The organism is Comamonas faecalis (genome assembly GCF_039538025.1).
GTDB lineage: Bacteria > Pseudomonadota > Gammaproteobacteria > Burkholderiales > Burkholderiaceae_C > Comamonas_C > Comamonas_C faecalis.
In genome coordinates, this window is record NZ_BAABBP010000003.1 from 173,174 (window position 1) to 190,478 (window position 17,305).

The 17,305-nt window shown below is 68.1% G+C and carries 19 protein-coding genes and 1 pseudogene; 13 read left to right on the forward strand and 7 right to left on the reverse strand.

Annotated features, from left to right (window positions below; all coding sequences use genetic code 11):
- The first annotated feature begins 19 nt into the window (after window positions 1–19).
- The 4 genes from ABD767_RS03060 to ABD767_RS03075 are packed head-to-tail and all read left to right on the forward strand — an operon-like array spanning window position 20 to window position 2,806.
- Complete coding sequence (locus ABD767_RS03060) at window positions 20–781, forward strand: 3-oxoacyl-ACP reductase (RefSeq protein WP_103044580.1); 762 nt, start codon at window positions 20–22, stop codon at window positions 779–781.
- Between the two features lie 15 nt (window positions 782–796).
- Window positions 797–1,495: a glutathione S-transferase N-terminal domain-containing protein gene (locus ABD767_RS03065; protein WP_103044581.1), complete on the forward strand. Its 699-nt coding sequence runs from the start codon at window positions 797–799 to the stop codon at window positions 1,493–1,495.
- Between the two features lie 13 nt (window positions 1,496–1,508).
- Window positions 1,509–2,243: a DTW domain-containing protein gene (locus tag ABD767_RS03070; protein ID WP_103044582.1), complete on the forward strand. Its 735-nt coding sequence runs from the start codon at window positions 1,509–1,511 to the stop codon at window positions 2,241–2,243.
- Complete coding sequence (locus ABD767_RS03075) at window positions 2,240–2,806, forward strand: YceB family lipoprotein (protein ID WP_344868141.1); 567 nt, start codon at window positions 2,240–2,242, stop codon at window positions 2,804–2,806. The genes ABD767_RS03070 and ABD767_RS03075 overlap by 4 nt, the downstream gene beginning before the upstream one ends.
- 276 nt (window positions 2,807–3,082) lie before the next feature.
- Here ABD767_RS03075 and ABD767_RS03085 read toward each other — a convergent pair whose 3' ends face one another.
- Genes ABD767_RS03085 through purE form a run of 3 tightly spaced genes read right to left on the reverse strand, consistent with a single transcriptional unit; the run spans window position 3,083 to window position 5,747 of the window.
- Window positions 3,083–4,084 carry an L-threonylcarbamoyladenylate synthase gene (locus tag ABD767_RS03085; RefSeq protein WP_103044583.1) on the reverse strand — a complete coding sequence of 334 codons (1,002 nt, stop codon included), beginning with the start codon at window positions 4,082–4,084 and terminating at the stop codon, window positions 3,083–3,085.
- 2 nt (window positions 4,085–4,086) lie between these two features.
- The gene (locus ABD767_RS03090; RefSeq protein ID WP_103044584.1) at window positions 4,087–5,253 is read right to left on the reverse strand and encodes a 5-(carboxyamino)imidazole ribonucleotide synthase; all 1,167 of its coding nucleotides are present in this window, start codon (window positions 5,251–5,253) and stop codon (window positions 4,087–4,089) included.
- Entirely contained in the window at window positions 5,250–5,747 is a 498-nt protein-coding gene (purE, locus tag ABD767_RS03095; RefSeq protein WP_103044585.1) for a 5-(carboxyamino)imidazole ribonucleotide mutase, read from the reverse strand. Before purE ends, ABD767_RS03090 begins: the two co-directional genes overlap by 4 nt.
- 144 nt (window positions 5,748–5,891) lie before the next feature.
- Here purE and trxA point away from each other — a divergent pair, with 144 nt between their 5' ends.
- Complete coding sequence (gene trxA, locus ABD767_RS03100) at window positions 5,892–6,794, forward strand: thioredoxin (RefSeq protein ID WP_103044586.1); 903 nt, start codon at window positions 5,892–5,894, stop codon at window positions 6,792–6,794.
- 67 nt (window positions 6,795–6,861) lie between these two features.
- On the opposite strand, the gene ABD767_RS03105 is transcribed toward trxA, so the two are convergent.
- Window positions 6,862–7,782 (reverse strand): phosphoribosylaminoimidazolesuccinocarboxamide synthase, encoded by a 921-nt coding sequence (locus tag ABD767_RS03105; protein ID WP_103044587.1) that lies wholly within the window; start codon window positions 7,780–7,782, stop codon window positions 6,862–6,864.
- A 224-nt stretch (window positions 7,783–8,006) separates the two neighbouring features.
- Between ABD767_RS03105 and hpf the strand changes: the two genes are divergently transcribed.
- From hpf to hprK, 3 genes are all read left to right on the forward strand, one after another.
- The gene (hpf, locus tag ABD767_RS03110) at window positions 8,007–8,351 is read left to right on the forward strand and encodes a ribosome hibernation-promoting factor, HPF/YfiA family (RefSeq protein ID WP_103044588.1); all 345 of its coding nucleotides are present in this window, start codon (window positions 8,007–8,009) and stop codon (window positions 8,349–8,351) included.
- A gap of 106 nt (window positions 8,352–8,457) precedes the next feature.
- Window positions 8,458–8,928 carry a PTS sugar transporter subunit IIA gene (locus ABD767_RS03115; RefSeq protein ID WP_103044589.1) on the forward strand — a complete coding sequence of 157 codons (471 nt, stop codon included), beginning with the start codon at window positions 8,458–8,460 and terminating at the stop codon, window positions 8,926–8,928.
- 31 nt (window positions 8,929–8,959) lie between these two features.
- Complete coding sequence (gene hprK, locus ABD767_RS03120; protein ID WP_103044590.1) at window positions 8,960–9,916, forward strand: HPr(Ser) kinase/phosphatase; 957 nt, start codon at window positions 8,960–8,962, stop codon at window positions 9,914–9,916.
- A gap of 55 nt (window positions 9,917–9,971) precedes the next feature.
- On the opposite strand, the gene fur is transcribed toward hprK, so the two are convergent.
- Window positions 9,972–10,394: a ferric iron uptake transcriptional regulator gene (gene fur, locus ABD767_RS03125; RefSeq protein ID WP_103044591.1), complete on the reverse strand. Its 423-nt coding sequence runs from the start codon at window positions 10,392–10,394 to the stop codon at window positions 9,972–9,974.
- Between the two features lie 102 nt (window positions 10,395–10,496).
- Here fur and ABD767_RS03130 point away from each other — a divergent pair, with 102 nt between their 5' ends.
- The 5 genes from ABD767_RS03130 to holA all read left to right on the forward strand — a co-directional run bounded on the left by ABD767_RS03130 (window position 10,497) and on the right by holA (window position 16,299).
- Complete coding sequence (locus ABD767_RS03130; RefSeq protein ID WP_103044592.1) at window positions 10,497–11,027, forward strand: outer membrane protein assembly factor BamE domain-containing protein; 531 nt, start codon at window positions 10,497–10,499, stop codon at window positions 11,025–11,027.
- 69 nt (window positions 11,028–11,096) lie between these two features.
- Window positions 11,097–11,918 (forward strand): 4-hydroxy-tetrahydrodipicolinate reductase, encoded by an 822-nt coding sequence (gene dapB / locus ABD767_RS03135; RefSeq protein WP_344868151.1) that lies wholly within the window; start codon window positions 11,097–11,099, stop codon window positions 11,916–11,918.
- A gap of 65 nt (window positions 11,919–11,983) precedes the next feature.
- The gene (gene leuS / locus ABD767_RS03140) at window positions 11,984–14,698 is read left to right on the forward strand and encodes a leucine--tRNA ligase (RefSeq protein ID WP_103044594.1); all 2,715 of its coding nucleotides are present in this window, start codon (window positions 11,984–11,986) and stop codon (window positions 14,696–14,698) included.
- Between the two features lie 22 nt (window positions 14,699–14,720).
- Window positions 14,721–15,239 (forward strand): LPS assembly lipoprotein LptE, encoded by a 519-nt coding sequence (locus ABD767_RS03145; protein ID WP_103044595.1) that lies wholly within the window; start codon window positions 14,721–14,723, stop codon window positions 15,237–15,239.
- A gap of 10 nt (window positions 15,240–15,249) precedes the next feature.
- A complete protein-coding gene (gene holA / locus ABD767_RS03150) occupies window positions 15,250–16,299 on the forward strand; it encodes a DNA polymerase III subunit delta (protein WP_103044596.1) in 1,050 nt (349 codons plus the stop codon).
- A 30-nt stretch (window positions 16,300–16,329) separates the two neighbouring features.
- On the opposite strand, the pseudogene ABD767_RS03155 reads toward holA, so the two are convergent.
- Both ABD767_RS03155 and ABD767_RS03160 read right to left on the reverse strand, forming a co-directional pair.
- A pseudogene (locus ABD767_RS03155) lies at window positions 16,330–16,500 on the reverse strand (ABC transporter permease); the annotation flags it as partial.
- 363 nt (window positions 16,501–16,863) lie between these two features.
- Complete coding sequence (locus tag ABD767_RS03160; RefSeq protein WP_344868156.1) at window positions 16,864–17,175, reverse strand: hypothetical protein; 312 nt, start codon at window positions 17,173–17,175, stop codon at window positions 16,864–16,866.
- Window positions 17,176–17,305 lie beyond the last annotated feature (130 nt).

A 17,305-nucleotide genomic window follows, 5' to 3' on the forward strand; every position in this document is an offset into this window, starting at 1 on the left:
ACGAGAGGAGGATTCGCACGTGCAACTGTCCGAACAATGGGTGCTGATCACGGGCGGCGCGCGTGGCCTGGGTGAATCCATCACCCGGGCGCTGGCGCGCGAAGGCGCGGGCGTGGTCATCAACTACCACCAGAGCGGCGCTGCCGCGCAGGCGCTGGCCGAGGAGCTGGGCCCGCGCGCCGTTGCGCTGCAGGCCGACGTGACCGACGCGGTGGCGGTGCAGCAGCTGTTTGCCGCCGCGCGCGAGCGCACTGGCGCGCCGATCAGTGCGGTGGTGAACAACGCGCTGGCGCAGTTTTCGTTCGACGGCGACGCGCGCCCCAAGCTGGGCGACATCGCCTGGGAGCGCTTCAGCCAGCAGATCGAGGGCGCCGCCCGCGGCGCGCTCAACACCATGCAGGCCGCGCTGCCCGGCATGCGCGCGCAGGGCTTCGGGCGCATCGTCAACGTGGGCACCAACCTGTTCCAGAACCCGGTGGTGCCCTACCACGACTACACGGCGGCCAAGGCGGCGCTGCTGTCGCTCACGCGCACCGCGGCGGTGGACCTGGGGCCGGACGGCGTGACGGTCAACATGGTCTCGGGCGGGCTGCTGCGCACCACCGACGCGAGCCGCGCGACGCCCGAGGCGGTGTTCGACCTGATCGCCAGCCTCACACCGCTGCGCCGCGTCACCACGCCGGCCGAGTTTGCCGACGCGGTGCTGTTTTTTCTCTCGCCCTGGGCGCGCGCCGTCACTGGGCAGAACCTGGTCGTCGACGGCGGCCTGGTCAAGGACTGATTGCAAGGAGAAACCATGCCCTGGACCCACCCGATCACGGCCAAATGGCCGGCTACCCATTCGGACCGCATCCAGCTGTATTCGCTGCCCACGCCCAACGGCGTGAAGGTGTCGATTGCACTGGAGGAACTGCGGCTGCCGTACGAGCCGCACCTGGTCAGCTTCGAGGCGAACGACCAGCTCTCGCCCGAGTTTCTGTCGCTGAACCCGAACAACAAGATCCCGGCCATCCTCGACCCCAACGGCCCCGGCGGCAAGCCGCTGGCGCTGTGGGAGTCGGGCGCCATCCTCGTCTACCTGGCCGAAAAGACCGGCCGGCTGCTGTCCGCAGACCCCGCCACACGCTACGAGACGCTGCAGTGGCTGATGTGGCAGATGGGCGGCGTGGGGCCGATGTTTGGCCAGCTCGGGTTCTTCAATAAATTTGCCGGCAAGGACTTCGAGGACAAGCGCCCGCGCGATCGTTACGTGAACGAATCCAGGCGCCTGCTGGGCGTGCTGGACAAGCACCTGGCCGGGCGCGACTGGATCATGGGTGGCGACTGCAGCATTGCCGACATCGCCGTCTTCCCCTGGGTGCGCAACCTCATCGGCTTTTACGAGGCGGGCGACCTGGTCGGCTGGGGCGGCTACCCGCAGGTCGAGCGCGTGCTGGCGGCCTTTGCCGCGCGGCCGGCGGTGCAGCGCGGGCTGAGCATTCCGGCGCGCGGCTGAGCCCGACCCGCGCATGCACGCAGTCGCCCGCCTGCGCGATGCACGCCTGGCGCGCAGCAGCAAGCCGTTTGCCGCGCGCGGCGGCTCGCGCCAGCCGCACTGCCCGGGCTGCAGGCTGATTCCCAGCCACTGCATCTGCGCGCAGCGGCGCCAGTTGCACACGCGCACCGGCGTGTGCTTGCTGATGCACGATATCGAGCCGCTCAAGCCCAGCAACACCGGCTGGCTGGTGGCCGACGTGGTGGCAGACACCTTTGCCTTCGGCTGGGCGCGCACCAGCGCAGACCCGGCGCTGCTGGCCTTGCTGGCCGACCCCCAATGGCAGCCCTGCGTGGTGTTTCCGCAGGAATACGCCGACGCCGCGCGCGTGGTGGACGGTGGCTGGCTGGAACCGCGCGCGGCCGGGCCTGCCGAGGCTGCCGCACCGCGCCCGCTGTTGGTGCTGCTGGACGGCACCTGGAGCCAGGCGCGCAAGATGTTCCACAAAAGCCCCTATCTCGACCGCCTGCCGGTGCTGGGCCTGCAGGGCGCGCTGTCGCACTACCTGCTGCGTCGCGCGCGCCAGCCCGGCCATCTGTGCACGGCCGAGGTGGCCGCGCTGTGCCTGCAGCTGGCGGGCGACGGCGCCGCCGCCGCGCAGCTGGACGGCTGGCTGCAGCGCTACAGTCGGCGTTATTGGCAGGCCAAGGAGCAGCGCCCCGCGTGCGACGATGACCTGCCCGTGCCCCCGCCCGGAGACCCCACATGAACCCGCACCGCCGCACCACCCTCATCGGCCTGGGCGCCCTGGCCCTGGCCGCCGCCGGCCTTGCCGGCTGCAGCAGCGCGCCCGGCGAGCTGTCGATCAGCCAGCACGACCTGCAGCGCAAGCTGGACGCGCAGTTTCCGCGCAGCTATCCGCTGGCCGGCGTGCTGCAGTTGCAGCTGCAGTCGCCGCGCCTGACGCTGCTGCCCGAGACCAACCGCCTGCGTGCGGTCAGCGAGCTGCAGGCCAGCAGCCCGCTGCTGGGCGAGCGCACCTATCAGGGCGCGCTGGACGTGGAGTTTGGCCTGCGCTGGGAGCCGTCGGATCACACGGTGCGCGCACGCGACCTGTTTTTGCACGCGCTGACCATCGACGGCCTGCCCGCCAGCCTGGCCAAACTGGCGCAGGGCGCCGGTGCGCTGCTGATGCAGGCGGTGCTGGAAGACGGAGTGCTCTACCAGCTGCCCGAAAAAGACATCGAACGCCTGCGCCGCATGCGCGTACAGCCCGGCGCGATCACGGTCACGCAGCACGGCCTGGTGCTGCAGGTCGAGCCGACGCAGTAGCCGGCCTGCGGGGTTGGGCGCCTGGCACGAACGCTGAACAAGTCCCTCGCGCGTCGTGCACCAAGCGCTGGGTGATCGAGCCGCACTACCTGGGCGACGGCACCCTGGGTGCTGGGCGATCGCTATTTGGTCGCCGATGGCTATTTGTTCACGATGGCGCGCTGGCTGGAGCGCGATGGCGTGCCGATGGCGCATTTCACTCGCATGCAGGCGCGCCCGGCGGTGCGGCAGGCGCTGGCTCTGATTGAGCCTGGCGTCCAGCGTCGTAGGCGGTGCTCAGGCCGATGCCGCGGCCGCGCGTTGCAGCCGGTCGCGCACGCCGTCCCAGTCGGGCGTTGCGGGAGGCGTCTCCACCCAGATCAGGCGGGCGCCTTCGCCGTCCATCGCGCGCAGCGTGGCAAACAGCTCGCGCGCAGCGTCGGCGGCCGTGGCCGGCATGTGCCGTATCTGCAGCTGGCGGCTGGCGCTGCGCAGTGGCGCGCGCGCGTAGACGGCAATTCCTGCCGCGTCCCGGCCCAGCAGGTCGAGCGCGGCCTGCAGCTGCTTGGCGTCCATCAGCCGTACCGGCGCGCTGGGCGCGTAATGCGCCAGCAGCGTGCCCGATGCGCGCGGCTGCTGCGCCGCAAACTCGCCTGGCAGCAGCACGCGCTGGCCGCAGGCTGCTGCCAGCTGTTCGCGCGAGATGGCGCCCGGGCGCAGCAGCACCGGTACGCCGCGCGTGCAGTCGACGATGGTCGATTCGATGCCGACCTGGCAGGGCCCGCCGTCGAGCACCAGCAGCGCGTCGCCAAACTCGTCGGCCACGTGCGCGGCCGTCGTGGGGCTGACGCGCCCGAACTTGTTGGCGCTGGGCGCGGCCAGCCCGTGGATCGGCGGCGTGAGCGCGGCGCAGGCCGCCAGCAGCGCGTGCGCGACCGGGTGCGCCGGGCAGCGCAGGCCCACGCTGTCCTGGCCGCCGGTGCTGGCGCGCGCGGCCTGCGGCAGGCGCGGCAGGATCAGCGTCAGCGGGCCGGGCCAGAACGTGTCGATCAACTGCTGGGCGAACAGCGGCACCTCCCGGGCGTAGTGCACGATGGCGGCGCTGCCCGCCACATGCACGATCAGCGGGTGGTTGGCCGGGCGGCCCTTGGTGGCAAAAATCTGCGCCACGGCCGCATCGTCGTCTGCATTGGCGGCCAGGCCGTAGACGGTCTCGGTCGGCAGGCCGACCAGCCGGCCCTGCGCCAGTGCCTGGGCCGCGGCCTGGATGGAGGCGTCGAGCGCGCCGTCGAGGACCATGCTCAGAACGCTTCGATGCCGAGAATGGCCGCGGCCTGCAGCGCGGTGGCGCGTGCGGCCTCGGGCGTGGCGGCGGTGATGTTCAGGTGGCCCATCTTGCGCCCGGGCCGGGCCTGGGTCTTGCCGTACAGGTGCAGGTGGGCGCCGGGCAGCGCCAGCACCTGCTCCCACGCGGGCGTGAGTTCGCGCCCCTGGCCGTCGAACCACAGATCGCCCAGCAGGTTGAGCATGACGGCCGCGCTGTGCTGGCGCGGCTGCACCAGCGGCAGGCCGGTCATGCAGCGCACCTGCAGCTCGAACTGCGAGACGTCGCAGGCGTCCTGGCTGTAGTGGCCGCTGTTGTGCGGGCGCGGCGCCATCTCGTTGACCACCAGGCTGCCGTCTTGCAGCACGAAGAACTCGACGCACAGCACGCCGACGTAGTCCAGGCCGTTTGCTACGGATTCCGCAGCTGCAAGCGCTTGACTGGTCTGCGCTGGAGGCAGATTTCCTTCATGCACCTCGGTCACTGCCAGAATGCCGTCGCGGTGCAGGTTGCGTTGCACCGGCAGGTGGACGATGGCGCCACTTTGGCCGCGCGCGACGATGACCGAGCATTCGTGCGCCAGTGCCAGCATCTTCTCCAGCACGCAGGGCACGCGGCCCAGCTGCTCCCAGGCGGCGGCCAGGTCGGCTGGTGTCTGCACGCGCACCTGGCCCTTGCCGTCGTAGCCCAGGCGGGCGGTTTTCAGGATGCCTGGCAGCAGGTCGGGCGTCACGGCGGTCAGCTGCGCGGGCGTCTCGATCACCGCGTGCGGCGCCACCGGCACGCCGCAGGCGACGAAGTGCGCCTTCTCGGCCGCGCGATCCTGGGCAATCGCCACGCAGCGCCCGGCGGGCGACACGGGCAGCGACTGGGCCAGCGTGTCGAGCGCGCCGGCGGGCACGTTCTCGAACTCGGTGGTCACCGCCGCGCACAGGCGTGCCAGCTCTGCCAGGCCGGTGGCGTCCTCGTAGCCAGTGCGGACATGGTGGTGGCTGACCAGGCCGGCCGGGCTGTGCGCGTCGGCGTCGAGCACCGCGGTGAAATAGCCCATGGCCTGCGCGGCGTGGGCGAACATGCGCCCGAGCTGCCCGCCGCCGAGCACGCCCAGCGTGGCGCCGGGCAGGATCACGTCGTGGTTGCTCATGCGGCCGCCGGCGGCAGCGTCATGGCGCGCGCAGCCTGGGTCTGCTCGGCGCGAAAGGCCTGCAGCCTGTCGCGCAGCGCCGCATCCTCATTGGCCAGCAGCGCCACGGCAAACAGCGCCGCGTTGGCAGCGCCCGCGGAGCCGATGGCAAAGGTTGCCACCGGAACGCCCTTGGGCATCTGCACGATGGAGTGCAGCGAATCGACGCCCTGCAGGTGGCGACTCGCCACCGGCACGCCGAGCACCGGCACGACGGTCTTGGCGGCGATCATGCCCGGCAGGTGGGCCGCGCCGCCGGCGCCGGCGATGATGGCCTTGAGCCCGCGGGAGGCCGCGGCCTCGGCGTAGGCGAACATGTCGTCGGGCATGCGGTGGGCGGAGACGACCCGCGCCTCATGGGCAATGCCGAACTGTTCAAGAACGGCCACGGCGTGCTGCATGGTCTCCCAGTCGCTGGAAGAGCCCATGACAACACCGATCTGGATGGCTTGCATGGTGGTAGGGGCGGGCGGGCCGCATCGGTGGAACCCCTGATATTTTAGGGGGACGCGTCGGGCGCTGCCCGTTTACGGGAGAATCGCCCCCCATACCTTGTCCGACCCTGCTGCCCGCGTGGGCAGCGCGCCGCTGGAGCTCCCATGATTGACGTAACCGTAGCAACCTTTGAAGCCGAAGTCATCGCCGCGTCGATGCAGACCCCGGTACTGGTGGATTTCTGGGCGCCCTGGTGTGGTCCGTGCAAGACGCTGGGCCCCATCCTGGAGAAGCTGGAGACCGACTACGCCGGCCGCTTCAAGCTGGTCAAGATCGACACCGAGCAGGAGCAGGAGTTGGCGGGCATGTTCGGCATTCGCAGTATTCCGACCTGTGTGCTGATGGTCGGCGGCCAGCCCGTCGACGGCTTCATGGGCGCGCAGCCCGAGAGCGAGGTGCGCGCATTCCTGGACAAGCACCTGCCCAGCGTCGACGAGGTCCAGGCCGAGCAGGAGCAGGACGAGGCGCTGGACGCGCTGGCGGACGGCGACACCGACGCGGCGCTCGAACGCCTGCAGCATGCGGTGGCGACCGACCCGGCCAATGACGACGCGCGCTTCGACTACGTCAAGCTGCTGCTGCAACTGGGCCACAGCGACGACGCCAGGGTGGCGTTCGCGCCGGTGATCGCCAAGGCCGCGGGATCGCTGCGCCTGGGCGCGCTCAAGACCTGGATGGATGCGCAGGACGCCAGCGACGCGGCCGGTGGCGATGCGCTGGCCGGCTTCGACGCGGCGATTGCCGCCAACAAGCGCGACTTCACCGCACGCTACGGCCGCGCGCGCTGGTTGATGGCCCAGCAGCGCTGGACCGACGCGATGGACGAACTGCTGGAGATCCTGATGCGCGACAAGGGCTGGAGCGAGGACGCGGCGCGCAAGACCTATATCGCCGTGCTGGAGATCATCGAGCCGCCCAGGGTGCAGGTGGCCGAGGGCCAGATTCCGCCCCAGGATCCGGTGGTGGCCAGCTACCGCAGGCGCTTGAGTTCCGTCGTGCTGAGCTGAAAGCCTGAGCGGACAAAAAGCCCGCTTGTCCGTCCAGCGGGCTTTTTTGATCGCGGTCGGCAGCGGGTCAGGCGGTGAGCCGCTGCAGCGCCTCGCGGTACTTGGCGGCGGTCTTCTCGATCACCTCGCGCGGCAGGCGCGGCGCGGGCGCCGTCTTGTCCCAGGGCTTGCCGCCAACCTTGGCCTGCTCCAGCCAGTCGCGCACGAACTGCTTGTCGTAGCTGGGCGGGTTCTCGCCGGCGGCCAGTGCGCTGGCATAGCCCTCGACGGGCCAGTAGCGCGAGCTGTCGGGCGTCAGAACCTCGTCCATCAGCACCAGTTGGCCAGCCTCGTCCAGGCCGAACTCGAACTTGGTGTCGGCAATGATCATGCCTTTTTCGAGAGCGATCGCCGCTGCTTCCTGGTACAGGCGTATCGAGACGTCGCGGATCTTGCCGGCCAGCTCCGGCCCGACCAGCTCCACCGTACGCTCGAACGTGATGTTCTCGTCGTGCGCGCCGGCTTCGGCCTTGGCCGCCGGCGTGTAGATCGGCTCAGGTAGTTTGGCGGCATTGGTCAGCCCGGCGGGCAGCGCAACGCCGCACACCGATTGCGTGGCCTGGTATTCCTTCCAGCCGCTGCCGGCCAGGTAGCCGCGCACCACGGCCTCGATCAGGATGGGCTTGAGGCGCTTGACCAGCATCGAACGTCCGCGCACCTGGGCCACCTCGGCGGGCGTGATCACGCTCTCGGGCGCCTCGCCCGTCAGGTGGTTGGGAACGATGTGGCCGAGCTTGCCGAACCAGAACAGCGCCATCTGCGTGAGCAGCTCGCCCTTGCCGGGGATGGGCTCGCCCATGATCACGTCGAAGGCCGAAAGGCGGTCGCTGGCCACCATCAGGATGCGGTGCTCGCCCACGGCGTAGTTGTCGCGCACCTTGCCGCGTGCCAACAGCGGCAGCGAGGTCAGGGCGGAGGTGTGCAGGGCGGAGGTCTGGGCTTGGGTCATGGTTAAGGGGGCACGGGCAGAACCTGTCGATTGTGCAGCGTTTCGGCGCCAGCGTCGCTGCCAAAACCCGGGCTGGCGCGCCGGCATGACGGAGCCTGCGTTGTCTTTCGCGGAGTGCCGGCGCATCATGTCACCCAGTCGCGCAGCACTGCACCACCAACGATTTCACCCGTGCTTCGCCGCAGGCGGAGTGTGTTTCAACCGTGTATCGCAGGAGAATTTGTATGAACTTGACGATCAGTGGCCATCATCTGGAAGTCACGCCGGCATTGCGCAGCTACGTCACATCCAAGCTGGAGCGCATTCTTCGCCATTTCGACCAGGTGGTCGATGTCAAGGTTCTGCTGACCGTGGAAAAACAAAAGGAGAAGGAGAAACGCCAGCGCGCCGAATGCAGCCTGCGCGTCAAGGGCTCGGATCTGTTCGTCGAGAGCACGCACTTCGACCTGTACGCCGCCGTCGACGCCCTGATGGACAAGCTCGATCGCATGGTCGTGCGCCACAAGGACAAGGTGCAGGACCATCAGGCGGGCCTGCAGCGCGCCACGATGCAGGCCGCGGCCACGTAAAATCTGCGCGCCAGCGAGCAACCGCCTTCGGGCGGTTTTTTATTGCCTTTCGATACACTTCCAGGGTTTTTGCTAGGGCGTGTCATAATGTGCGCTTACTTTGACCATGAACAGACTCGCTTCCATATTGCCTCCCGCACAAGTGCTGGTCAGCGTTGACGCGACCAGCAAGAAACGTGCGTTCGAAGAGGCAGGGCTGTTGTTCGAGAGCCTGCACGGACTCTCGCGCGCCTTGATCACCGACAGCCTGTTTGCGCGCGAGCGCCTGGGCTCGACCGGACTGGGCCATGGCGTGGCCATTCCGCATGGGCGCATCAAGGGGTTGAAATCGCCGATGGCGGCGGTCTTCCAACTGGGCCAGCCCATCGGATTCGACGCACCGGACGAGCAACCGGTGTCGCTGCTGATCTTTCTGCTGGTGCCCGAGACGGCGACGCAGAAACACCTGGAAATACTCTCCGAGATCGCCGAGCTGCTCAGCGACAGCGCGCTGCGCGAGCGGCTCAAGTCCTGCGCCGACGCGGCCCGGCTGCATGCGCTGATCACCGAGTGGCAGTCGGCGCAACTGGCCTCCTGAAGATGCGTGCCGACGGTTCGCCCACGCCGCCGTGAAGCCCACCGTCGTCAGTGCCGACGTCCTGTTCGAAGAATTTCGCGCCCTGCTGCAATGGCAGTGGATCGCCGGCCATGGCGCCTCCGAGCGGCGCTTTGACGAAGAAGTCGTACGCGTGGCGCGCTCGGGCGCCGACCTGGTCGGTCATCTCAACTACATCCATCCCTACCGCGTGCAGATCATCGGCGCGCGTGAAGTGGCCTACCTGAGCCATGGCGGCAGCGAGGACTGCCAGCGACGCGTCGCACGCATCGTCACGCTGGAGCCCCCGGTGCTGGTACTGGCCGATGGGCAGGTGGCGCCGCCCGAGCTGCTGTCGATGTGCGAGCGCGCGCAAATTCCGCTGTTCTCGACCCAGGAGTCGTCGGCGCTGGTCATCGACGTGCTGCGCACCTTTTTGTCCAAGCATTTTGCCGACCGCACGACCATGCACGGCGTGTTCATGGACATCCTGGGCGTGGGCGTGCTGATCACCGGCGAGTCGGGCCTGGGCAAGAGCGAGCTGGGGCTGGAGCTGATCTCGCGCGGCAATGGCCTGGTGGCCGACGACGCGGTCGACCTGTTTCGCATCAACCAGAACACCATCGAGGGCAAATGCCCCGATCTGCTGCAAAACCTGCTGGAGGTGCGCGGCATTGGCCTGCTGGACATTCGTGCGATCTTTGGCGAGGCGGCGGTGCGTCGGCGCATGCGCCTCAAGCTCATCGTCCACCTGGTGCGCAAGGAAACCCTGGAGCGTGACTACGAGCGCATGCCGCAAGAGCCGCTAAGCCAGGATGTGCTGGGCGTGCCGGTGCGCAAGGTCGTCATCCAGGTGGTGGCGGGGCGCAACATCGCGGTGCTGGTCGAGGCCGCGGTGCGCAACACCATCCTGCAGCTGCGCGGCGTCGACACCTACCAGGAATTCATCGAGCGCCACCGCCGCGCCATGGAGCAGGGCGGCGACACCTGAGCGTAGAGCGCGCACAGTGCGCGCCGCCCCTGCGGTTTTGCGTTGCCTCGGCTTTTCAGTGCTTCTTGGTGCAATCGGCGCACAGGCCGTACAGCGCCATGGCGTGGTCATGCACCTCCCAGCCCTTGGTCTTGGCAACGAGCTGCTGGCGCTTTTCGATTTCCGGGTCGAAGAACTCCTCGACCTTGCCGCAGCCGGTGCAGATGAAATGGTCGTGGTGCTGGCCCTCGTTGAGCTCATAGACCGCCTTGCCGCCCTCGAAGTTGCTGCGCATCAGAATGCCCGCCTGCTCGAACTGCGTCAGCACCCGGTAGACGGTGGCCAGGCCGATGTCCGAGCGCTCTTCCAGCAGCACGCGGAACACGTCCTCGGCGGTCATGTGGCGCTGCACGCCCTTCTGGAAGATTTCCAGGATCTTCAGGCGCGGCAGCGTGGCCTTCAGGCCGGTGCTCTTGAGCTCTTCGATGTTGCTTTGCATGGCATGTCCTTTCACGGGGCGCGCAGGGCGGGCGCCGGGGCGCCGCCGTGCTGCCGCTACAATGCCCCGGATCATATGCGCTCTACCCAAACCCCTCAGTCCATGTCCGCTCTCGTGCGTTGGGGCGCCTGCTGTGGCGCCGTCGTGCTGGTTGCAACGCTGGCCGGCTGTGCCGGCAGTGGCAACCGGGTTTTGAATGCCGTCACGCCGTATACGGTGGAAGTGGTGCAGGGCAACTTCGTCTCGCGCGAGCAGGTGCGGGCGTTGCAGCCGGGCATGAGCCGCCAGCAGGTGCGTGAAATCCTGGGCACGCCGCTGGTCACCAGCGTGTTCCACGGCGACCGCTGGGAATACATCTTCACGATTCGCCGTGCCAACGTCGAGAACCAGGTGCGCCACCTGACCGTGTTCTTCAAGGACAACGTGCTCGACCGTCACGAGGGCGACGAGATGCCGACCGAGGCCGAGTTCGTCGCCTCCATTTCCACGCGCATCGACCAGCCCAAGGTGCCGCCGCTCGAAGCCACCGAGGCGCAGCTGGCGCGCTACCCCAAGGCGCAAGCCCAGCCCGAGGCGCCGCAGCCCGAGCCGCCCACCGGACACTATCCGCCGCTGGAATCGTCGGCGCGCTGACGCGCCGCCCGCCGCGGCTGCCGGGCAGGCGGCGCGGCGTTTCGTTGTCGTTTTGCCAAAGGTGTTGCCATGACCGTCTCCTCCACCCAACCGCGCCGCGTGGCGATTGCCGGGGCCAACGGCCGCATGGGGCGGATGCTGATCGAAGCCGTCGCTGCCAGCGAGGACTGCCGCCTGGCCGGTGCGCTGGATCTGGCCGGCAGCAGCGCGCTGGGCCAGGACGCAATGGGTTTCCTGGGCCGCAGCAGTGGCGTGCTGGTCACTGGCGACCTGCGCACCGGCCTTGCCGGTTGCGACGTGTTGATCGACTTCACCCGCCCCGAGGGCACGCTGGCGCATGCGGCCGTATGCGCCGAGCTGGGTGTGCAGATGGTGATCGGCACGACGGGGTTTTCGGATGCGCAGCGTGCGCAGCTGGATGCCGCGGCGCAAAAAATCGCCATCGTGCTGGCGCCCAACATGAGCGTGGGCGTCAACGTCACGCTCAAGCTGCTGGAGCTGGCCGCACGTTCGCTCGACGACGGCTATGACATCGAAATCATCGAGGCGCACCACAAGCACAAGGTCGACGCGCCCTCGGGCACGGCGCTGAAGATGGGCGAGGTGATTGCCCAGGCGCAGGGCACGCGGCTGGCCGACCGTGCGGTCTACGAGCGCTATGGCCACACCGGCGAGCGCAAGGCCGGCAGCATCGGCTTTGCCACGGTGCGCGGCGGCGACATCGTGGGTGACCACACCGTACTGTTTGCCGGCACCGGCGAGCGCGTGGAGATCACGCATCGCTCGAACAACCGCGCCGGCTACGCCCAGGGCAGCCTGCGCGCGGCGTGCTGGCTGGCCGGGCGCAGCAGCGGCATGTACGACATGTTCGACGTACTCGGTCTGCGCTGAAAGCAGCGTCCCCCCCCCCCGTTTTTCGCAGCGGCAGTGCCGCTGCACCGATTTTTCAGCCCTCCATGCAAGACAAGTACAACCACCTTGAGGTCGAGTCCGCCGCGCGTGCGCATTGGGACGCCGCCGACGCCTACCGCGTCACCGAAGACGAGAACAAGAAGAAGTTCTACGCCTGTTCCATGCTGCCCTACCCCAGCGGCAAGCTGCACATGGGCCACGTGCGCAACTACACCATCAACGACATGCTCACGCGCCAGCTGCGCATGCAGGGGTTCAACGTGCTGATGCCGATGGGCTGGGACGCCTTCGGCTTGCCGGCCGAGAACGCGGCGCTGAAAAACAAGGTGCCGCCGGCGCAGTGGACCTACGACAACATCGCCTACATGAAGCGCCAGATGCAGGCCATGGGCCTGGCCATCGACTGGAGCCGCGAGGTCGCCACCTGCGACCCCGACTACTACAAGTGGAACCAGTGGCTGTTCCTGAAGATGCTGGACAAGGGCATCGCCTACCGCAAGACCCAGGTGGTGAACTGGGACCCGGTCGACCAGACGGTGCTGGCCAACGAGCAGGTGATCGACGGCAAGGGCTGGCGCACCGGCGCGCCGGTCGAGAAGCGCGAGATCCCCGGCTACTACCTGAAGATCACCGACTACGCGCAGGAACTGCTCGACCACGTGCAGGTCGGCGGCGACAAGGCGACCCTGACCGGCTGGCCCGACAAGGTGCGGCTGATGCAGGAGAACTGGATCGGCAAGTCCAGCGGCGTGCGCTTTGCGTTCACGCACGACATCAAGGGCACGGACGGCCAGCTGATCCAGGACGGGAAGATGTACGTCTTCACGACCCGCGCCGACACCATCATGGGCGTGACCTTCTGCGCCGTCGCGCCCGAGCACCCGCTGGCCACGCACGCGGCGGTCGGCAACCCGCAGCTGGCGGCCTTCATCGAGGAATGCAAGCAGGGCGGCACGACCGAGGCCGAGCTGGCGCTGAAGGAAAAAGAGGGCATGCCGACGGGCCTGACGGTCACGCACCCTCTGACCGGAAAACCGGTCGAGGTGTGGGTCGGCAACTACGTGCTGATGGGCTATGGCGACGGCGCGGTGATGGGCGTGCCCGCCCACGACGAGCGCGACTTTGCCTTTGCCCGTAAGTACGGCCTGCCGATTGCGCAGGTGATCGCCGTCGACGGCGAAGTGTTCGGCACCGACGCCTGGCAGGAGTGGTATGGCGACAAACAGCGCGCCCGCTGCGTCAATTCCGGCGTGCTCGATGGTCTGGGTTACGCGGCCGCCGTCGACAAAGTGGCCGCGCTGCTGGCCGGCAAAGGCCTGGGCGAGAAGAAAACCACCTGGCGCCTGCGCGACTGGGGCATCTCGCGCCAGCGCTACTGGGGCACGCCGATCCCGATCATCCACTGCGCCGACTGCGGCGCCCAGCCGGTGCCGGAGAAAGACCTGCCGGTGGTGCTGCCGCCCGACCTGGTGCCCGACGGCTCGGGCAACCCGCTGGTCAAGAGCGAGGTTTTCCACGCCGGCGTGACCTGCCCGTGCTGCGGCAAGCCGGCGCGGCGCGAGACCGACACCATGGACACCTTCGTCGACTCGTCCTGGTACTACCTGCGTTACTGCGACCCGAAGAACACCGAGCACATGGTGGCCGGCGGCGCCGCCTACTGGATGCGTGACGGCGGCATGGACCAGTACATCGGCGGCATCGAGCACGCCATCCTGCACCTGCTGTACGCGCGCTTCTGGACCAAGGTGATGCGCGACCTGGGGCTGGTCAAGGCCGACGAGCCCTTCAAGCGCCTGCTGACGCAGGGCATGGTGCTCAACCACATCTACAGCCGGCGCACCGCCAAGGGAGCCAAGGACTATTTCTGGCCGCACGACGTCGAGCATGTGCTGGACGAGGGCGGCAAGATCGTCGGTGCCAAGCTCAAGAACCCGGCCGAGAGCGGCGACGGGCTGCTCCCCGTGGGCACGCCCATCGACTACGAGGGCGTGGGCACGATGTCCAAGTCCAAGAACAACGGCGTCGACCCGCAGCACCTGATCGAGAAATACGGTGCCGACACCGCGCGTCTGTACACCATGTTCACCTCGCCGCCCGAGCTGACGCTGGAGTGGAACGACGCGGCCGTCGAGGGCAGCTACCGCTTCTTGCGCCGGGTGTGGAACTTCGGCATCAAGCTCGCCGGGCTCGATCACCAGCAGGCGCTGGCCAGCGCTGCGGGAGCGGCCAGCCTGAGCGACGTGCCTTTTGGCAAAGCGGCCGCCGCGCTGCGCCTGGAAATTCATACCGTGCTCAAGCAGGTGCAGTACGACTACCAGCGCATGCAGTACAACACCGTCGTCTCCGGTGCGATGAAGATGCTCAACGCGCTGGAGGACTTCAAGGCGCAGGATGACGCCGGCGCCCAGGTAGCGCTGATCGAGGGCTTCTCCATCCTGCTGCGCGTGCTCTATCCGGCGACGCCGCACATCACGCACGCGCTGTGGAGCGAACTGGGCTACGCCGGCGTGCTCGGCGACCTGCTGGACGCGCCCTGGCCGCAGGTCGACGCTGGCGCGCTGGTGCAGGATGAGCTCGAACTCGTGCTGCAGGTCAACGGCAAGCTGCGCGGCAGCGTGTGCGTGCCGGCCAGCGCCGACAAGGCGGCCATCGAGGCGGCTGCGCTCGCCAACCCCGACGCGCAGAAGTTCGTGCAGGGCGCCACGCCAAAGAAGGTCGTCGTCGTGCCCGGCCGCCTGGTCAACATCGTCGTTTAAGCACGCCTCCGGACGAACCCTCATGAACAAGCGCCGCTTCCTGCTGACTCTTGCGCCCGCGCTGCTCGCCGGCTGCGGCTTCCGCCTGCGCGGCGTGCCCACGTTCGCGTTTCGCTCGCTGTATATCCAGGCGAGTGCCGGCTCGTCGCTGGCGCGCGAGCTGCGCCGCACGCTGCAGGGCGCAGGCGGCTCGCTCATTGTGGTCACCGACGAGGCGCAAAAAGCCCAGGCCGAGGTGGTGCTTGACCTGCTGTCCGAGCGCAATGAGCGCGTCGTCGTCAGCCTGAACAGCGCCGGCCAGGTGCGCGAGCTGCAGCTGCGCCTGCGGGTGCGCTTTCGCCTGCGCGACGCGCAAGGGCGCGGCTGGATCGAAGAGACCGAGCTGCTGCAGCAGCGCGACGTGAGCTACAACGAGTCGGTTGCGCTGTCCAAGGAGGGCGAGGAGGCGCTGCTGCAGCGCAATATGCAGACCGACATGGTGCAACAGTTGCTGCGCCGCCTGGCCGCGGCGCACCCGCCGGCAGCGGCCGCCAAGCAGTGAGGCCTGCGCCATGCAGCTGGCCCTGTCGCAGCTAGGCGCCCAGCTGGGCAAGGGTCTGGCGCCGCTGTACGCGCTGCATGGCGACGAGCCGCTGTTGCAGCAGGAGGCGCTGGACGCGATCCGCGCCGCCGCGCGCGCCCAGGGCTATACCGAGCGCAGCAGCTTCACCGTCGCCGGCGCGCACTTCGACTGGAGCGCGGTGCTGGCTGCCGGCGGGTCGCTCAGCCTGTTTGCCGAGCGCCAGATCGTCGAGATCCGCATTCCCAGCGGCAAACCGGGCAAGGACGGCAGCGCCGCGCTGCAGCAGATCGCCCAGGCTGCCATCGGCAACGACAGCGTGCTCACCCTGGTCGTGCTGCCGCGGCTGGACAAGGCGACCAAGACCGGCGCCTGGTTTGCCGCGCTGGACAAGGCCGGCGTGAGCGTGCAGATCGACCCCGTCGAGCGCGGCCAGCTGCCCGCCTGGATTTCCCAGCGCCTGGCCGCCCAGGGTCAGCGCGTGGCCGCCGGCGAGGAGGGCCAGCGCACGCTGCAGTTCTTTGCCGATCGCGTCGAGGGCAATCTGCTGGCCGCGCACCAGGAGATCCAGAAACTGGCGCTGCTGCATCCGCCGGGTGAACTCAGCTGGGCGCAGGTCGAGGCGGCGGTGCTCAACGTCGCGCGCTACGACGTGTTCAAGCTGTCCGAGGCGGTGCTGTCGGGGCAGGTGCTGCGCGCGCAGCGCATGCTCGACGGCCTGCAGGCCGAGGGCACGGCCGAGGTGCTGGTGCACTGGGCGCTGTCCGAGGACATCCGCGGCCTCAAGCGCGTCAAGGACGCGATGAACGCCGGCAAGCCCCTGCCCGTCGCGTTGCGCGAGGCGCGCGTGTGGGGCGCCAAGGAGAGGCTGTACCAGCGCATCCTGCCCGGCGCCAGCGACGCGCTGCTGGCGCGGCTGCTGCAGTCGGCGCATGTGGTCGACGGCATCGTCAAGGGGCTGAAGTCGCCCGACTGGCCGAGCGACTCCTGGCAGGCGCTGGCGCGGCTGGCGCTGCAGATGGGGCGGCTGGCGGGGCGTTGAGCGCGCGCCGCTGCCCGGCACGCGCTTCGTTCAGAGTTTTTCGCTCTCGCCCGCCTTGGGCTGCCAGGTCATCAAGCGCCGCTCGATGCGCCCGACCAGGCCGTCGAGCGCCAGTGCAAACGCGGTCAGCACCAGGATGCCGGCCATCACGGTGTTGATGTCAAAGCGCCCCTCGGCCTGCAGGATCAGGTAGCCCACGCCGGCGATGCGTGCGTGTGAGCAGATCGATGCGTGGCTGGAGGGCGATCTCAACTCCGAAGTGCAACACCCACAGATCGGGTAATTTGCACAGATGGGAACAAGATACACACAACTGCAAGTCGAAGGGCGCATGACGCTGGGCTCGTTGCACCAGCAAGGCTGGAGCCTGGGGGCCATGGGGCGACTGATGAGGTGCAGTCTCAGCACCCTGTGTCGTCTTGCCGTGATCGCTTGCCCGTTTGTGTGTGGTGCTTGTCGAGATGCGACGGCCTGCCGCAGGGGAAGGCGCCCTATGGTGGGTGCTGCCGCGGCACCAGCAATCACCCCGTCCTCCCCGCCATCACGGGGAATCCGGTCTGAAGTTCACGCGGTTTTCAGGGCGAGCATGGGGTTGGCGCCATCTTGTTCCAATGCGTCCAGGTATTCGTCGCCGTTGATGCCACGCGTGCGCAGAAAGTCGATCAAATAGGGTTTGCTGGCAGCGCTGTCGCTGACATCGCGAAATACCGCAATCGTCTCCATTGCCCTCCTGAGATCCAGGTTCTTGAAGGAGACGGGAGTCACCCGGTCAAACAGCTTCTGGTAATTGGCGGCGATGGTTTCCGCAGTACGTACGGTGTGATTGAGCTCGTTGCCTCGCATTCCGCAGTCAATGCGTACGTTGTTGCAAAGCATCAGGGATGCTCTGAATAACTCACCTCCAGGCGTGCTACGCCTGGGCTATTTTTCAGATGATGGAATTTGAGTTGACTTCGGCAGGGGCAACTATTTTTTTGCCCGCCGATCGGGGCGTTTTGCCGTTTTT

Bases quoted from the DNA above. Each gene is read 5' to 3' on its own strand.
- ABD767_RS03065 (WP_103044581.1), top strand. From the start codon at position 797: ATGCCCTGGACCCACCCGATCACGGCCAAATGGCCGGCTACCCATTCG.
- ABD767_RS03070 (WP_103044582.1), top strand. From the start codon at position 1,509: ATGCACGCAGTCGCCCGCCTGCGCGATGCACGCCTGGCGCGCAGCAGC.
- ABD767_RS03075 (WP_344868141.1), top strand. From the start codon at position 2,240: ATGAACCCGCACCGCCGCACCACCCTCATCGGCCTGGGCGCCCTGGCC.
- ABD767_RS03085 (WP_103044583.1), bottom strand. From the start codon at position 4,084: ATGGTCCTCGACGGCGCGCTCGACGCCTCCATCCAGGCCGCGGCCCAG.
- ABD767_RS03090 (WP_103044584.1), bottom strand. From the start codon at position 5,253: ATGAGCAACCACGACGTGATCCTGCCCGGCGCCACGCTGGGCGTGCTC.
- purE (WP_103044585.1), bottom strand. From the start codon at position 5,747: ATGCAAGCCATCCAGATCGGTGTTGTCATGGGCTCTTCCAGCGACTGG.
- trxA (WP_103044586.1), top strand. From the start codon at position 5,892: ATGATTGACGTAACCGTAGCAACCTTTGAAGCCGAAGTCATCGCCGCG.
- ABD767_RS03105 (WP_103044587.1), bottom strand. From the start codon at position 7,782: ATGACCCAAGCCCAGACCTCCGCCCTGCACACCTCCGCCCTGACCTCG.
- hpf (WP_103044588.1), top strand. From the start codon at position 8,007: ATGAACTTGACGATCAGTGGCCATCATCTGGAAGTCACGCCGGCATTG.
- ABD767_RS03115 (WP_103044589.1), top strand. From the start codon at position 8,458: ATGAACAGACTCGCTTCCATATTGCCTCCCGCACAAGTGCTGGTCAGC.
- fur (WP_103044591.1), bottom strand. From the start codon at position 10,394: ATGCAAAGCAACATCGAAGAGCTCAAGAGCACCGGCCTGAAGGCCACG.
- ABD767_RS03130 (WP_103044592.1), top strand. From the start codon at position 10,497: ATGTCCGCTCTCGTGCGTTGGGGCGCCTGCTGTGGCGCCGTCGTGCTG.
- dapB (WP_344868151.1), top strand. From the start codon at position 11,097: ATGACCGTCTCCTCCACCCAACCGCGCCGCGTGGCGATTGCCGGGGCC.
- leuS (WP_103044594.1), top strand. From the start codon at position 11,984: ATGCAAGACAAGTACAACCACCTTGAGGTCGAGTCCGCCGCGCGTGCG.
- ABD767_RS03145 (WP_103044595.1), top strand. From the start codon at position 14,721: ATGAACAAGCGCCGCTTCCTGCTGACTCTTGCGCCCGCGCTGCTCGCC.
- holA (WP_103044596.1), top strand. From the start codon at position 15,250: ATGCAGCTGGCCCTGTCGCAGCTAGGCGCCCAGCTGGGCAAGGGTCTG.
- ABD767_RS03160 (WP_344868156.1), bottom strand. From the start codon at position 17,175: ATGCTTTGCAACAACGTACGCATTGACTGCGGAATGCGAGGCAACGAG.